This is a genomic window from Flammeovirga pectinis (genome assembly GCF_003970675.1).
Classification (GTDB): Bacteria; Bacteroidota; Bacteroidia; order Cytophagales; family Flammeovirgaceae; genus Flammeovirga; species Flammeovirga pectinis.
The window spans coordinates 2,688,248-2,705,695 of the sequence record NZ_CP034562.1 but is presented as its reverse complement, the minus strand read 5'-3'; the positions used below and the strand labels follow the sequence as shown (position 1 = coordinate 2,705,695).

At 30.1% G+C, this 17,448-nt stretch carries 10 protein-coding genes; 7 read left to right on the top strand and 3 right to left on the bottom strand.

Features of this window, described 5'->3' with window-relative positions; translation table 11 throughout:
* Positions 1–69 precede the first annotated feature (69 nt).
* Positions 70–1,125: a PepSY-associated TM helix domain-containing protein gene (locus EI427_RS10760; RefSeq protein WP_126614455.1), complete on the top strand. Its 1,056-nt coding sequence runs from the start codon at positions 70–72 to the stop codon at positions 1,123–1,125.
* A 69-nt stretch (positions 1,126–1,194) separates the two neighbouring features.
* Positions 1,195–1,812 carry a 4'-phosphopantetheinyl transferase family protein gene (locus EI427_RS10755; RefSeq protein ID WP_126614453.1) on the top strand — a complete coding sequence of 206 codons (618 nt, stop codon included), beginning with the start codon at positions 1,195–1,197 and terminating at the stop codon, positions 1,810–1,812.
* A gap of 3 nt (positions 1,813–1,815) precedes the next feature.
* Here the strand turns inward: EI427_RS10755 and EI427_RS10750 are convergent, their stop codons facing one another.
* Positions 1,816–2,004, bottom strand: coding sequence for a hypothetical protein (locus tag EI427_RS10750; RefSeq protein WP_126614451.1), 189 nt, complete (start codon positions 2,002–2,004; stop codon positions 1,816–1,818).
* Between the two features lie 254 nt (positions 2,005–2,258).
* Between EI427_RS10750 and EI427_RS10745 the strand changes: the two genes are divergently transcribed.
* The 5 genes from EI427_RS10745 (at position 2,259) to yiaA (ending at position 14,326) form a co-directional block, all read left to right on the top strand.
* The gene (locus EI427_RS10745) at positions 2,259–5,714 is read left to right on the top strand and encodes a CHAT domain-containing protein (protein ID WP_126614449.1); all 3,456 of its coding nucleotides are present in this window, start codon (positions 2,259–2,261) and stop codon (positions 5,712–5,714) included.
* Positions 5,715–5,767: 53 nt separating this feature from the next.
* Entirely contained in the window at positions 5,768–9,406 is a 3,639-nt protein-coding gene (locus EI427_RS10740) for a CHAT domain-containing protein (RefSeq protein ID WP_126614447.1), read from the top strand.
* A 136-nt stretch (positions 9,407–9,542) separates the two neighbouring features.
* A complete protein-coding gene (locus tag EI427_RS10735; RefSeq protein WP_170178443.1) occupies positions 9,543–12,938 on the top strand; it encodes a CHAT domain-containing protein in 3,396 nt (1,131 codons plus the stop codon).
* Between the two features lie 94 nt (positions 12,939–13,032).
* Complete coding sequence (locus EI427_RS10730) at positions 13,033–13,710, top strand: Rossmann-fold NAD(P)-binding domain-containing protein (protein WP_126614443.1); 678 nt, start codon at positions 13,033–13,035, stop codon at positions 13,708–13,710.
* 220 nt (positions 13,711–13,930) lie between these two features.
* Entirely contained in the window at positions 13,931–14,326 is a 396-nt protein-coding gene (gene yiaA / locus EI427_RS10725; protein WP_126614441.1) for an inner membrane protein YiaA, read from the top strand.
* 41 nt (positions 14,327–14,367) lie between these two features.
* On the opposite strand, the gene EI427_RS10720 is transcribed toward yiaA, so the two are convergent.
* Positions 14,368–15,714, bottom strand: coding sequence for a leucine-rich repeat domain-containing protein (locus EI427_RS10720; RefSeq protein WP_126614440.1), 1,347 nt, complete (start codon positions 15,712–15,714; stop codon positions 14,368–14,370).
* Between the two features lie 187 nt (positions 15,715–15,901).
* Positions 15,902–17,446 (bottom strand): M56 family metallopeptidase, encoded by a 1,545-nt coding sequence (locus tag EI427_RS10715; RefSeq protein ID WP_126614438.1) that lies wholly within the window; start codon positions 17,444–17,446, stop codon positions 15,902–15,904.
* Positions 17,447–17,448: the final 2 nt, after the last annotated feature.

Genomic DNA, 17,448 nt, shown 5'->3' with positions numbered 1-17,448 from the left:
CAGAAACTGAATCCAATAGAGACGAAATTATTTTGTCTCTATTTGTGATTAAAAATAATTTTCATAGAGATGATTATAAGGAAAATACATCAATGGTTAGGTTTAGTATTAGGAGTTCCATTAATAATAATTGGACTTTCTGGAAGCATATACACATGGCAGCCAGAACTAACAAAATTGATGTATAATGATTTATATTCAGCTCAAGAAACAACAGAAAACCTTACTCCGTTAGAAATCTCCTCTTTATTAGAAAAGCGTAATAATAAGAGAATAGATACTTTTTATTTTCCGGAAAGGGAAAGGGAAACATTTATTATTAGATTTTATAACGAAGAACTTTATCATTTTATTAATCCAAAAGATGGTAAAGATTTAGGACAGATGGATTCTAGACGCGGTATTTTTGATAGTTTATTAAAACTACACATGTCTTTCTTTGTAGATGGAGGCAAATACTTTGTGGCTTGGATTGCCTTAATTACATCAATACTACTTTTTACTTCAGGAATCTATTTATGGTACCCTAAGTGTAGAAAGTTTAAGAAAAGAGATTTTTGGAATTGGGTATCCATTAAGAAAAAGAGTTTTGCTATTTCTTGGCATATGATGATTGGGATTTATGTAAGTGTTTTCGTGATAATTTTAGGATTATCAGGACCGTACTTTACCTTTAAAAAACAATATGTAGCGGTACTTTCTGTAGTAACAATGACGGAGAGTGATAAGCCATTAGAAGTAAAATCTAAAGGGGCTGGTAATGTACTTAACATTCAACAGACTATAGAAGAAATGAATAAATACTTCACTTCTTATTACCCAAGATCCATACACCTTACTCAAGATAAAGAAAAAACTATTTACTTATCTTGGATGAAAGATAAATCATTACATGCAGGTAAAAGAGAACGCGCTTACATGAATGTAGATATCTATTCTGGTGAGCCTATATTTGTATTTAATCCAGACAAGGCTTCTGCCGTAGATGCTATTACCAATAAATGGATAGCACCAATTCATTTTGGAGAACTGGGAGGTTTAATTCACAGAATAATTAATTCTTTAGCAGGTTTAGGCTTAGCACTTCTTTCTATATTAGGTTGGTTGCTTTATTATAAAAGATAACTTTTAAGGTAAAATTAGAGAATTTACAGATCTTCTCTTAATTTGTAAGCTTGTATAAATAGACTCCACATGGAAAAAGGATATAAGCTAGTAACAACGTCTACCGATGCCGTAAAAGGAGATATATCTCTTTTAGATGGTAACGAGTTAAAACGTTATAAACGATTTATTAAGGAACAGAAGAAAGAAGAATTTCTAATTGCTAGAACATTCTTAAAATATACCTTAGCAAAAGAATTAGGTATTCTACCTAAACAATTATCGTTGTCTTATACAGATAATGGTAAGCCTTATTTATCACCTATTTATGGTGAAAAAGCAATATTTTTTAATATTTCTCATAGTAACGGGTACATTGTTATTGTACTTTCTGATAAAGAAATTGGGGTTGATGTAGAACCAATTTCTCAGTTAGATGAAAGTAAATTAAAATGGTTTTTATCATCACAAGAGCTAAAAGAAGTACAATCTATAGCAAATGATGCTACAAGAAAACTAGCATTGTTTCATCTTTTTACAATGAAAGAAGCATTTATAAAAGCCACTGATAAAACATACCAACTAGGAAGCTTTAACTTTTGGTACATAAATAAGCAGTGGGTTTTAGAAGTTGGAGAACTGCACAATTGGAAGTTCGACCTAAAAACGATAGGCAATGAAATCGCTATTGCTGTTTGCTATCAATAAGTATTATAACTGGATATCGGTAATCATTACGATTAGTTTTCCAACCGACATTATAATAAAGCAAGAAGTTAAAACTGCTATTGATAATGCCTCTGTTTTATTTAACCCAAGGTAATTGTATAAGTGACGAAGTTGAACCGTTCCAACAATAAAAATACTAATGATTATTGATCCTATTAAATAGTGTTGCATAACCTTAATTTATTTAATTATTATTTGATGTTACAATTTAGTAACTATGTTTCATAAGTGTATTATTTATTGATTTTCATTGTGTGTTTTTAACAAAAAACACTTAATTTTCTATTAAATACCCTCACTTTTAGGGATATGTCAGTTAAAATTTCTAGCTGTTTAATGTTATTAAAATATTTAGAATAGTATCTTTGCACTGTTATAACTTTAATAAAAATTATAATAACCTAACAAATAATCTACCTGTATTTATGACATCTCTATTTAAGTGTTGTTTAATTGTATTACTAGTCTGTGTCTGCAATTTATCTGTAAATGCTTTCGATAATTATATAGAATCTTTTAAAAATAGAGGTGATGGGTTTACTGTAGAAGAAATTAAAAGACTTACAGAACAGGGAGATTTAAATGCAGCCAAATCAATGTCTTTAAATTGGCTACATCAGGAAGAAAAAGTACACGGATCAGGAACAATTCATTCCAATATTCCTTTAATTGTATTGGGAAGAATTTGCTTAATTAGACAAGAGTTTGAAGAATCTTTAGTCTACTTTCAACGAGCTGTAGATATTTTAGACAAAACAACGGGGTGGCTTTACCCAGACTATGCCGTTGCCTTAAACCATTTAGCTACTGTGTATTTACGTTTAGGAGAGATAGAAAAGCCTAAAAAAATTCTTAATGAAGTAGCAAGTATTCATGAAAAAACAATAGACGCGAACAATATAGATCAGAGTTATTATTTATTTAACCTTGGTCTTGGAGCCATGAATGAAGGTGAATTTGATAAGGCTGAAGAGTATTTTTTATCGGCAAAAGAAATTTCACTAATTGTATCATTCAGACGTGTAATAGACCGTAATTTTAGAGAAATTGACATCTTCTTGTCTCATTTATATACCAGAACTTACAGACAAAAAGAAGCCATAGACTTATTGAAAGCACTTCTGGTAGATATGGAAAAAGATAATTGCGAGAAATCTGGTAATTATTCTCGTGCATTATTAGCACTTGGTATTGCTTATAAAGTAGATGGTAAATATGATTTAGCTATTGCATCATTTAAAAAAGCAGAGAAACTCGTTAAGTTTCAAACCAACGAACAACATCTTGCTTATGCATGGATAATGAGAGAGATGGCTAACTTACTAATGTTGCAAACAGATTATAAGGATGCAGAAAAGTTATTATTAACTTCTATCTCTATTTATAAATTAAATAAAAATGAGGAAGCAAGATATGTGAATACTTTAGTAGATCTTGCTAATGTTTATCTAGAAACAGGGAGGTACAAAGAAGCAGAAGATTTATTAGCAAAAGGAAATGAAGTTCTAGGCGAAAAGAAAGAACACAATTATTATTTACAAAATACGATAGCTAGGCTTGCTATAATTCATGGCCAATTTGTGGAGGCAGAGATTGCCCTTACAGAGAATATTGATTTAATGAGGCAGAACAATCAAAGGTATTTAAGAGATTTTACTACATCTGCCTTAGACCTTGTTGAACTGAATATATACCTTGGAAGAACAGAAAAGGCTGAAAATACAATAAAACGAGGTCTCAGTTTTTTAGAAATGATACATCAAGAGGGTTCATTAAATTATATCGATGTAATTACCACAAGAGCATATCTATATTCTGTACAAGGAAAGGGTAAACTTTCTTTAAAAGATTTACTAAGTGCACAAAATTATTTATTAGACAAGTTTGGTAAAGACCATTTAAGCAATGGCGACTTAAATGGATTTTTAGCTTACTATTATGGTAATCTTGGTGATAATGAAAAGGCTGAAGAATATTATCAAGAGGCATTGAGAGTCTTTAAAGCTAAAGTTACCCCACAGGCAGTTCACTATATTAGGGTTCAGAAGTTTTATGCTGACTTTTTAGTAAAGAATAAAAAATATGATGAAGCGATAGCTCTTTATAAATCAACCTATAAAAATACACTTCCAGGAACATTAATAACATCAACATTAGAAGCTGCAATAGCCTATGTTTATGCCTTAAAAGGAGAGTGGAAATTAGCAGAAGAACTAATTATTAAAGGTGTGAAAAATCGTTTTGATTTTTATGACAATACACTCGCTTACTCAAGTACTCAAGAAAAGGAACAATACTTACATAAAACTAGTGATGTGTTCGATACTTTTTATGCTATTCTAAACTTAGAAGGAAACAATGCATCAAAAAGTATGATTGAAAATTGCTATAATCTACAGATTCGTTATCGTGATTTCTTTTTAGAACAAACAAAGCAGCGTTCAAATCATTTAATTAAATACAGGGAAGATAGGCTTAAGCAAGGTTTTCCTAGTTATACTAATTACATGATTAATTTTAGAGGTAGAGTAGCTTCTTTAAATTACTTCTCAAAAGAACAAAGAGAAGAATTAGGTGTAGATCCTTTTAAAATAATTGATAGAATTAATACCCTAGAAAAGTCGTTGGTTTATGCAGCAGATGCTTATACTAATACTGTTACTACAACAAAACTTACAACTTGGAGGGAGATTAAAAGTAAACTGCAAGAAGGTGAAATTGCAATAGAAATTGTAAAGTTGAGAACCTTAGACAAAAGAAATTCTGAGTACTTTGCTTTATGCCTTACCAAGGATTTAGAAACACCAATGATGGTTACTTTAGGGCATAGTAGCATTCTAGAAGATGTAGCATTTTACCAGTACCAAAAACAAATAAGCCCATTAGGAAGGTCATTGATTTTTGTAGATGCTGACAAAAGTAAAAAAGACCCCTATACTGTATATTGGAAACCAATAAGCGATAAGATAAAAGAAGGAGGTAAGGCTTACTCTAAAATATTTTTCTGTGCAGATGGAATCTATAGTTTATTGAATATAAATACACTTCAGAACCCAGAAACTGAAAAATACCTTATTCAAGAAGAGTTTATCTATCAAATAACAAGTACTACAGAAATTATTAAAGAGAGAGTAACAAGGCATGATGTGGATAAAACCGCAATGCTTATTGGTAATCCTATCTTTAATAAAGTAGAAAAGAGCCTGCAACAAGATACGACTAGACAATCTAGAGGTTCTATTGCAAAAGGATTGAATATAAGATTAGACGAGTTACCTGGAACAGAGACAGAAATAAAGTCTTTGGAAGCACTATTAAAAGAAAGTGATTGGGATGTTGAAGTATATACTCAAGAAAATGCAAAAGAGGCATTACTAAAAGGGATAAAAAAATCGCCATCGGTAATACATATTGCTACACATGGTTTCTTCTTAAACTCCCTTAAGAATCCAGTATCTTCTAACCCAATGTTACGGTCTGGCTTGTTTTTTACTGAGTTTTCTGAAATACAAGATCGTACTCTAGATGATATTTACCTATCAGGTATAGACGGAATTTTAACAGCTTATGAAGTAGCAACCCTAGACCTTAAAAAGACAGAATTGATTATTCTTTCTGCTTGCCAAACGGGAGTTTCTGAGGTGACTGAAGGTGAAGGGATTTCTGGTTTACAATATGCGTTTAGTATTGCAGGTGCAAAATCTATAGTAATGAGCTTATGGAATGTAGACGATGAAGCCACTCAGAAACTAATGACAAAATTCTATACTTACTGGAAAGAAGGAAAGGATAGACATGAAGCGTTCAGAAAAGCACAGTTAGATATAATGAATGAATTTAAAAAGCCTTATTATTGGGGTGCATTTGTAATAGTGAACTAATAACATTACAAATAATAACTAAACAACTTTCAAAATAACCTTTTAACTTAATAATGAATAACTGTAATCCCCAAAAATGGAGCTTGCTTATAGCCTCTATTTTACTATTATGTGCGAACATAAATAGTTTTGCAGAAAATAATAAAGAACATAAGTTTTATAAAGACTCTCTTATAACATTACGCGAAAAAGGTAAACTAGAAGATGCTCTTCAGCTCACACAAAACAATGTAGACGAGGTAATAAAAGAATTTGGTCTATCATCTATAAGAATGGTTATTCCTTTAATTGATAGAGGGAAAATTAGACTTGAACGTCAGGAATTTGGTATGGGTGCCGAAGACTTTAAACAAGCTCTGAGAATAATGAAGAACTCAACAGGTTGGTTATATCCTGATTATGCTGTTGCTCTAAATTATTTAATTAGCTGTTCTTTAAGATTAGGACATTTTCAATCTGTAAAACCTTTAATAGAAGAGGTAGAATTAATCTTTGAAAAAACAATTGGAACCGATAATATAAATTATTCTCATACACTGTTTAATAAAGCACTTTTTGAGACGTTGGCAGGAAATTATCTAGATGCAGAAATCCATTATTTTGAAGCAATAGAGATAGCAAAGAATAAAACAGACCTTCAAACTTATTTTAGAGAATATTCTATTTATGAGGTCTACCTTGCAGATTTATACATTCAGCAATACCGAAATACAGAAGCAATTCATATTCTTAAATTTCTATACGAAAATTATAAAAATCAGCAGTTAAATAACTCTTCTGATGCCACTAGAATATTATTGTTGTTAGGCGATGCGAATAGAAAAATAGAACATTTTCCAGAAGCACTTTTTTATTATAATCAGTACGAGGCTCAGGTAACTAGATTATTAGGTGAAGAGCATAATGCACATGCAGTAGGAATTACAAGAATAGCAAAAGTATATGTGCAACAATCTAAATTAAATTTAGCTAAAGCACTTTTTATTAAGGCTGAATCAATCTATAAAAAAGATGAGACAGAAAAAATTAGAAGACTTTTGGTATTGCTTGATTTAGCAGATGTCTACATTCATTTAGGTAATTATGCATTAGCAAATCAGCATTTAGAATTAGCCAAAGAGTTAGGAAGTTCATCTTCTCTACCTTTACATAATATACTGCTTACTTCTGCAAGGTTAAACATTCTTTATGGACGTTTTATTGAAGCAGAATTACAACTATCGGAACTGCTAAATATTATGGAACGATCGCATATGGAACGTTCTGAATACTTTGCAAAAGCTACAGAAATGTCTGTTCATCTTAATATAATGCTGGGCAGGGTAGATAAAGCAGAAGAGGTGTTAAACAGAGAAATGACTTTATTGAATACCATTCAGTTAGAAGAATCTGTTTCTTATTTTAAAGGTCTAATAACTAAAGGTAGAATTATACCTAAAAAATACGATGACAGAAGTGTTGTCAACTCATCTTTGATAAAGCAAAAAGAAATTAAATCAGAATCCTATCTAAAAGGTTTGGTTACTAAAGGCCGCATATTACCCGTAAAAACAAAAACGGAGATTGCAGGGAGTGTTTTTAAATCTGATACAACTTTAATTTATATCAACGAATTATTAAGTAGAGCTAAGATTTTAGAGGCAAAAAAGAACTATGCTTTAGCATCTGAATTACTCACTAATGTAGAAGATATGGTTGTCCATAAATTCTCTAAAAAACATCACGTACTTATCGAAATTTATCAATTACAAGGTAAAAACTTGGTAGGTTTAGAGAATAAAAAGGAGGCTTTGGATTATTTAAATAAAGCAATAAATGTCTGCGATTTATTAAATATCAATAATGATAAAATTCTTTATCTCAGTATTCAGAAAGCAATGGCAGAAATTTATATGTCAGATAATGAATTAGATAAAGCGAGTGCATTGTATGAGCAGATTAATTACAAGTCTTTAGAAAATAAACTGATTAAAACTGATTTTGAAGGAGATATAGCCTATTTATATGCTTTACAAGGAAATTGGAAAGAGGCAGAAGAAATGATTATTAGTGCAACGCAAGAACGCTTGGTGTTTTATAGAGAAACATTAAACTATTCTAGCGAAGACGAAAAGCGTTTGTACTTACAAAAAACAAAAACACTTTTTGATCATTTTTATGCAATGATATACATGAAAGGAGAAGAGTCTTCTGGAGAAATGTTGTCGCATTGCTATAATTTACAATTAGAATATAGAGATTTTTTCTTAACAGAAGGACAGAAACGTAAGCAGCAATTACTCGCTTTTAAAAAGGAACGATTAGACCAAGGGTATCCATCTTATTTAAATAAAATGTATTCTCTAAAATCTAATATCGCTACCCTAAATTATATGAGTACTAAAGAACGGAAAGAGATTGGTGTCAATTACTATAATGTAATGGACAGAATCAACAACCTAGAAAAGGTACTTGTTTATGCTGCCGATGAATACGAAGTAGCTACAGAAGAAGCAATAAATTGGGAGAAGATTCAAAGGAAATTAGAAGAAGATCAAGTAGCTATTGAAATCATTAAATTGAAAAGTATAGAAGCGAAAGAATCAAAATACATTGCTTTAATTATAGATAATGAATGTGCAATTCCTACAATAGTTGATATTGGAGAAACAAATTTTTTAGAAACAGAAGCTTATTTTCAATACAGTAAACAAACTACACCTTATTCGAGATCACTAGTAATGAAATCGACCAAAGGAATTGCAGATCCTTATCAAACATTTTGGGGTCCTATTCAAAAGGTAATTACAGAGAACCAAAAAGAAGTGTTTATTTGTGCAGATGGCGTGTATAATCTTATCAACCTAAATATTCTAAAAAATAGAGAAACGGGTAAGTTTCTAATTGAAGAAATGGATATTAAAATGATGACGAGTACAGGCGAGTTGTTATTGGATAAAAAAGAAACTTCTGATGAGAAAAATGCTTTATTGGTAGGGAACCCGATATTTAATGAGAATAAATATGTATCCAAATCAGAAAATACGAGAACAGTGGTAGATGCTTCTGAAGACGATGCAGCACTAGAATTTATGTTAGATCCTTTACCAGGGACAGAAGTAGAGGTAATAGAATCGAGCAAATTACTTAAAGAAAATGGGTGGGAAGTAGAGGCTTTAATGCAAGAAAAAGCAACAGAACTTTTCCTTAAGAGAATGAAAAAATCGCCTAAAGTACTTCATATTGCTACGCATGGCTTTTTTATTAATGAATTGCCTAACTCAATTTCAAATAATGAACTGTTACGTTCGGGTTTGTTCTTTTCAGAAATATCTAAAAGGAACCAGCGTGATGCAAAAGAGATTTATTCTTCTGAGGTTGATGGTATATTAACTGCTTATGAAGCAAAAGAAGTGAACCTAGACAATACAGAGCTTTTGATTTTATCAGCTTGCCAAAGTGGTTTAGCCGAGGTAACAGATGGCGAGGGAATTTCTGGTTTACAGTATGCTTTTAGAATAGCAGGAGCAGAAACAATAATTATGAGTCTATGGAGTGTTGATGATTTTGCAACACAAAAGTTAATGACTACTTTTTATAAAAAGTGGTTTGAAACGGGAGACAAATATCAAGCTTTTAAAGAAGCACAATTAGTACTTATGAATGAATATAAGAAACCTTATTATTGGGGAGCTTTTGTTATGGTAAATTAAAAAAAAGTATTTTTATTTAAAGTAGTTTTGGGCAATAGTTGTATCTTATAAGTATATAACTATTGCCTTTTTTTATTTAATTCTTATGAGTACCCCTTCTTGTAAATTTATATTTAAAATCTTAGTACTTCTACAAGTGCTTTTATTCGATAATAGTATTATTGGTTTAGCGCAAACAATAGAAAATTATAACGTTTCTGTAGTTAATAATTACCGTCAGTATGGCGAAATGGACAAAGCGGAAGTCTATATTGATAAATGGATTAAGAGCATTGAAAATGAAGGTAAGCCTAATTCTATAAAACTAGTTGCTCCTTTAATTTGGAAAGGGAGAATAATAAAGGAGAAACAAGAGTATACGCGTGCAATTCAATATTTTGAAAAAGCGATTGATATTATCGATAAATCAGCAGGTTGGATGTACCCAGATTATATTATTGCCACTAACTATTTATTACTAATTTATTTGCGTTTGGGAGATGATGTAAATGTTGATGTCTACATTTCTTTAATAGAAACACTAGAAAAAAACACTATTGGGGTAAACACAACATATAACGTACATACACTTTTTAATAAAGGACTTATTGAGGTAGAAAGAAAGAACTATAGTATTGCAGATGACTATTTCTTAGAAGCCATTTCTGTAGCTAGATCAATAGTTTCTCCATTTAACTATTTAAGAGATTATTCGATAATAGAAGTTCATAGAGCAAAATTATATAATAATCAAGGACAATTTGATAAATCTATAGCAATACTGATTGACTTAGAGAGAGAATTGAAACAGTATGATTTATCTAAATCAGTTGTAGCTGCTCGTTTATTAATTGTTTTATCAGACACTTATGTGTTATCTCAAAAATTTGCTAAAGCTATAGAGACATATCAGAAAGCAGAAAAGACGGCAATTGAGGTCTATGGTAAGAAAAGTATTGCACTAGCCAATGTATGGATTAGGGCTAGTGAAGTTAATTTTCAAATTTCAAACCTCCCAAAAGTGAAAGACCTTCTTATTAAGGGGATTACTATATATGAAAAAAATGGAGTAAGAGATCAAATCTATCAGAAAGCGAAACTTCAACTAGCAAGTATGTATTTGTATACTGGTCATTATGCTCAATCTAAAAAAATACTAGAGGAGGTGGAACATAGTATCGACCATTACGGAACAAACTACATCTATTATTTATCTGTTAAAGTAAGGCAGTTGAAATTTCAGGATAAGTTTATTTATTCAGAATTTGACCTTTTAGAATTATCGACTAGGCTTAGAAATAATTATTATGAGTATATATATTCCTATCTAGTATGTAGTAAATTAACTATAGAATTTAATTTAACTTACGATAGAATACATAGAGCAGAACAGTATCTTGAAGAGTATAAAAATATTATAGAAAAGTTTACTGTTAAATCTAATTTGGTCAATCTCTTTCAAGCTTTAATTTTAAAAGCAAAAGGGCAAAATAACGAAGCACTTGAGTTCTTAAACTTGGTCTCTGATAAAATTTCAGAAGATTATTCTGAATATAATGTTAGCTTAATTCAGGTGAAATACTTTAAAGCTGAGATTTATAAAATTCAAAATAAACCTTTTAAAGTAATTGAACTTTGTGATGAAATAGAAGAAATTGCAATTCGGAATGAATTTGCAGCAACTGAGACTTTTAGACTTAAAGCAAAGCTTTTTAAGGCACAAGAATTAATAGAACTAAATCAATTAGATAGTGCTAAAAGTCAGTTAGAAGAATTATCAAAAATTACGGTTGGAATTCCTATAATTGAAACACGAATACTAAGTCAGTTAGCATATCTGTATGCTTTAGAAGATAATTGGTCTAAGGCTGAAACACTAATTGTAAAGGCAACAAACCAAAGAATGTTATTTTATGATGATGTTTTTAAAAAATTATCTCAAGAAGAGAAGGTAATGTACCTGAGAAGTACAAGGTCTGTATTTGCCATTTTTGATGCAATGATATTCCTTAGAGGAGAGAAATCTTCTTCTAAAATGATAGAGCAATGTTATAATATTGAGATTCGCTACAGAAATTTACTGAAAAATGAAGCAATTCTGTCAAAACAAAAACTCAATTTATTAGAAGATTACAGTTTAGAAAGTGGGTTTTCAAATTATTTAGAGAAACTAAATGCATTACGCTCCAGAATAGCAGCAATTAGTTATATGACAGAAGCACAAAGAGACAGCCTACATATTAACCCTGTAGAAGAGATTGATAGAGTAAGGAATTTAGAGAAGTCGTTGTTAAGTGCAGCAAATACTTTTGTAGCTGCAGATCAGGATAATTTAGACATTACATGGAAATATATTCAAGCTAATTTGGGTGAGCATGATGTGGTAGTAGATATAGTTAGAATAAAAGATTATAAAGAAAATAACAGTAAATATTTTGCATTAATTCTCAATAAAAACTCTACTGCTCCGCAACTTATAGCGCTAGGTTATGCTAAGTATTTAGATAAAGTGATGTATGCAGAATATCAAAATTCGTTACATATAAAGGAAGGTATTTATACGCTTAACTCATCCAGTTCTAATGTATACGATACCTATTGGAAACCCATTAAACAAGCAATAGAAGAAAGTAATGTTACTCCTCATAGAATATTTGTGAGTCCTCATGGCATTTATAGCCTTATCAATATTAATACCCTTAAAAACCCTAAGACAAATAAATATGTATTGATGGAAGATTATATATTTTTAGTATCAAATACCTTAAATATTACTTCAGAATACAAATTAGAGAATATAGAAAATAAGCGCGCATTAATGATCGGTAATCCTTCTTTTTCAGTAAGTAAAAAATCAAAAAAAATTACCTTACAAGAAAGAACCAATTTAGGTTATAAAGAAGGTGAGAAAGAGATGTTTGAGCTTTATGACTTACCTGGAACTGCATTGGAAATTGAAAATGTAGAAAAACAGCTTTTAAAAAATAATTGGGATGTAACAGTACTATTAGGAGAAGAAGCTAGAGAAGAAGAGTTGATTAATTTAAACTATTCGCCAAGTGTTATACACATTGCTACGCATGGTTTCTTTGATAATACGATTAATGCAGAGTATAATTTTATAAATAAGAGGTTATTAAAATCTGGCCTTTATTTTTCGGAAATTAAAGCAAATAATGATAGTAATATTCAATATAGGTATAATAATGGCACTGATGGAATATTAACCGCTTATGAGGTACGATCGTTAAATTTAGACAGTACTGAATTAGTAGTTTTATCAGCGTGTCAGACAGAGAATATAACCTCTATTGATGACGATGGAATCTCTGCACTACTTTTTGCATTTAATGTAGCAGGAGCTAAGTCTGTTATTATGAGTTTATGGAATGTAGATGACTATGCAACACAACAATTAATGACAACCTTTTATAAAAAATGGCTTATCTGTAAGGATAGAGATCAGGCTTTTAGAGAGGCACAAGTAGAAAGAATGGAAGATTCTTTATATAATGACCCCTATTTTTGGGGAGGTTTTGTGCTCATTAATTAAATTTTTTAACGAAATTGGAATCTTTCTACTCAAGAACTAATATTTTGATAATATTGGCGTTATAACTGAAACACTAAGATTTTTTTAAACTAACATGGAAAAAATTAAAGCAATTATCACAGGAGCTACTGGTATGGTAGGTAAAAGTGTTCTTCTAGAATGTCTTGATAGTGATAAAGTGGATAAAGTATTGATCATTGTTCGTGAATCAATAGGAATGACACATCCAAAGCTAGAAGAGGTTATTCATAAAGATTTTTTTGATCTTACAGACATTATACCAAAATTGGTAGGTTATAATGCTTGTTATTTTTGCTTAGGTATATCTTCTGCAGGTGTTTCTATAAAGGAATATACTCATATTACTTATAATTTAACATTACACTTTGCAAATATAATTTTACCACTCAATCCAGACATTTCTTTTTGTTATGTATCTGGAGCAGGAACATCTTCTAAAGAAAATTCAGCAACAGATTGGGCAAATGTGAAAGGTAAAACGGAAAATCAGTTAATGAGATTTCCTTTTAAGTCTGCATATATGTTTAGACCTGCTGTAATTCAGCCAGAGAAAGGTGTAGAATCTAAGGTATCTATTTATAAGACGATCTATAAAATTTTAAGACCTGTTTTTCCAATATTAGACCGCCTTTTTCCTAAATATGTTACAACTTCATCACGTTTAGGAAAGGCAATGATTAATGTTGTAAACAGAGGGTATAAGACCAATATCATAGAAAATGATGATATCAATGTTCTTTCTGCTGTATAGCAAAAGAGAGTTCATATAAAAATAATAGAGAGAGGATATCTTATTTTAGGTATCCTTTTTTTTGAACACTAAAAGTGAATGATTTATTATTCATTTATGATTTTTTAAGAATAATTCAACAACCTATCATAGAAAATCAGCGTTAATGTTTTCAAATCTTAACTACAAGTTGGCCGAAATACGGTTGACAAAAGAATAAAAACAAAAACAAAAATTAACTATGAATGCTAAACCATCAAATGCTTATGTATTAGCTTCTTGGATAGCTATGGCAGCAGGAGTATTAGGATACCTAGTAGGTCTATTTAGGGCAGAAATGTTACTTAACGAAAAAGGCTATTATCTAGTAATATTATTATTCGCATTATTCTCTTCAATATCAGTTCAAAAATGTGTTAGAGATAAAGAGGAGTTTATACAAGTCACAAATTTATATTATAGCTTAAGTTGGTTTTCATTAATAATATCTATTGTTCTATTAGGAGTAGGACTTTGGAATGCAGACTTGCTACCTTCTGAAAAAGGGTTTTATATATTTGGTTTCTTATTATCTCTATTTGGAGCAGTAACGATCCAGAAAAATACAAGAGATATTCAAAAATACGAGAGTTCATAAAAATATAGGGCTACAGTTTTTACACTGTAGCCCTATTCTTTTTATAGATTAACAATAACCCCATTTTTGCTCATTCCTTCTAATTCTATTTTAAAATCTTCTATAGACTCAACCATATTATCTGATAAATTGAGGATTTCAATATGTTTGAAATTCTTAATATCAGCAGGGAAGGTCGTAATTTTATTTTCTGAGAGATTTAATTCGACTAAATTGGATAGTGTTAGTATTGATATTGGGAAGTTATTTAATTTGTTTTCTTGAAGGTGTAACACTTCTAATTCTTTAAAAGAACTCAAATCAAAAACGTATTCTAATTTATTATGATGTGCATATAACTTTCTTAATTGAGTAAGTGATTGCATTTCAATAGGTAGCTCACTTATCTGATTAAATGAAATATAAAGTGTATTCAACTTTGTAAGTTGCCCTATTTCTTTAGGTAAATGTGTAATCTTATTATGATATAGGTCTAATTCTTTTAGTTCAGTTAATTGAAAGAAGGATAATGGTAAATTATCTATTTCGTTTTCATAAAGTATAAGATTATCAAGTTTTTGTAATTGACTTAATTCATCTGGTATGGTTTTAATATTATTTCTTGCCATTACAATACTTTCTAAGTCCTTCATTCTTTTTATTCTAGGTGGAATTTCAAGGAGTTGGCATTCATTCATATTCAATTTTTTAAGCTTCTTCAATTTACCAATACTATAAGGCTCTAGAGATACAATAGTTTTGTTTAGTTTTAAACTTTCTAAATTTTTTAGATGTTGAATTTTCTTAGTGTCCTCTAATGGGTTTTCAGTTAAAACTAATATCTTAAGGTTTTTAAGTTTTCGTAATCCTTTTGGTAGTTTTGTTAAACTACACTGACTTAAATTAAGGTATTCGAGTTTTTTCAATTTCGAGAATCGAATTTTTGAAGATGATAAATCATTATTAGACAGATCAAGATATTTTAGCTTCTTAAGCTGATTTAATTTTTTAGGAATAGTTTTAAAGTGGTGGTTTGTTAGTTTTAAAGTATCAATATTAATCATATTAAAAACTTGATTAGGTATTTCTTCTAATGATGAATTTTCCAAATCAATATAATGACTATTAATATCTAAACTTTCTATTTTTTTTAATACAATTTGTGTGTTATCATCTCTCTCTTTAGACAACCTTATAGAATCATTTTTCAAATGGAGTACTCTTTGTTCATATAATTCTGGATGATCGTGTTTAAATTTATCCCAGAGTGTTGTCACTTTTTCATTTTGACTAGCTTTTTTTTGGTTATAAAAATCGATTTGCTTTTGATGAATTACTTTAGCCTCTTTTCTTGTTTGAGCTAATGAAAAAAGGGGTGCAATTAATAGAATTGTGAAGATTAATTTCATCTTTTTAGGTTTTCGGTATTAGTTAGGATAATTATTAAAATATCGAGAGTAATTGTTAATTATATTTTAAACCTTATGAATTAGCTAGTTTGTTTAAGTTCAAGAAAGGTACTTTAACTAACTATAAGATTTTTTAGCAATATATTGATAAAGAAGGGAGTAGAGTTTTTTCTCCCTTCTTCTATTATTATAGTTTAAATGTAATCGGTAAAACTAATCTTTGCTTTACAATTTCACCTTTATTATTGGCAGGTATCCAACCATGAATAACTGTTGGAGCTATACGTAAAACTTCGTTGTCTAATATTGGATCAATTCCTCTAACAATTTTGAAGTCTTCACCATTTCCATCTTTATTGACTACAAATTGTAAGTAAATTTTACCTTCAAGACCTTTTTCCTTTGCCTTTTGAGGATATTTTAAATGTTGACCTACTAAAGAATAAAAAGTGCTCATTCCACCAGGATATCCAGCAGGGTTTTGAACAACTTCGTAAACCTCTTCATCATCTCCTTTTATCTGATCGGCAGGTGGTAAACTATGAAGCTTCGGTCTATTAATATGTAATGGATTGTCAACAAATTGATGATTTGAAGAGGGTAACTTTTTAATTTTATCATTTAAATTATCACTCAAATCTGACCTGAAATATATAACAATCGTTGATATAACTTTATCATTAAAAATTTGCGGTAATTGTTGATCTTTAAAAACTTTTACTTGAGCAATATTATCAGTGTCAATATCATTTTCTATACTTATTGAGTTATTTATATCCCAATAGGTTTTATCACCAACTCCAAAGCCATAAATATTTTCAGTAGTAGCTTCTTGTAATCTTGGGTCAACAGCTTCTAACTCATCTTTAATACAAGCTTGAAGAAATATGATACTAATGATTAAAATAGAAAAAGTAAATAAACTTGAAACTCTTTTCCATTGATTAGTACGTTCTTTTTTTAGCATTTTAATTCTATTTTTAATAGTTGAAAATTGAAAGCCATGTCCAATACTAATCGAGTTATCTTCGAAAAGTGAACGGATCATTAATTGACTGTATGATGCATCGTTAGTCATTTGATTTGCTTTTTTATCAGCAAGGTATTCATGCTGCGTGCGCAATGCAGCGTCAATGATGTATATTGCAGGATTGAACCAAAAGATAATCTTGAGGATTTCCAACAAGAAGATATCTAGAGAATGTAGTTCTTTAATATGTGTTTGTTCATGAATAAAAATTAGCTTTTCTTCTTTCGGAGATAACACCTTAGTATTATCCCAAAATATATATTTTAAATAAGCGAAAGTAGGGTATTGTCCTTCTGTGGTGATTATCAAACTCCCTTTAACCTTTTTTGAAGGATGGTTTTTTATAAAAACAAATAGTTTTAGATTAGAATAAAAAAACCGTAGAGATAGAAGTAAGGTAATTGCAGTATAACCTAATAGTACCAACATTTCCCAACTCCAAGATTGTAATAGACTACTAGTATTTTCTGTTGTTCCAATCGTTATTTCAGGTAAATATACTGTTGTTAGAATTTCAGTTATATAAATCTGGTGTTCATTAGACAGTAAGTTATCAAAAAGAGGGAAGGTAAGGCTTGCTACTAAGCCAAATAATAATGTGATTCTATTTTGCTGAAAGAAGGTCTCATTTTTATGAAACCCTAAATAGAATAACACTAGTATCAATAGTCCTGAAGAAGATAATAGTAAATAATTGAGCATGA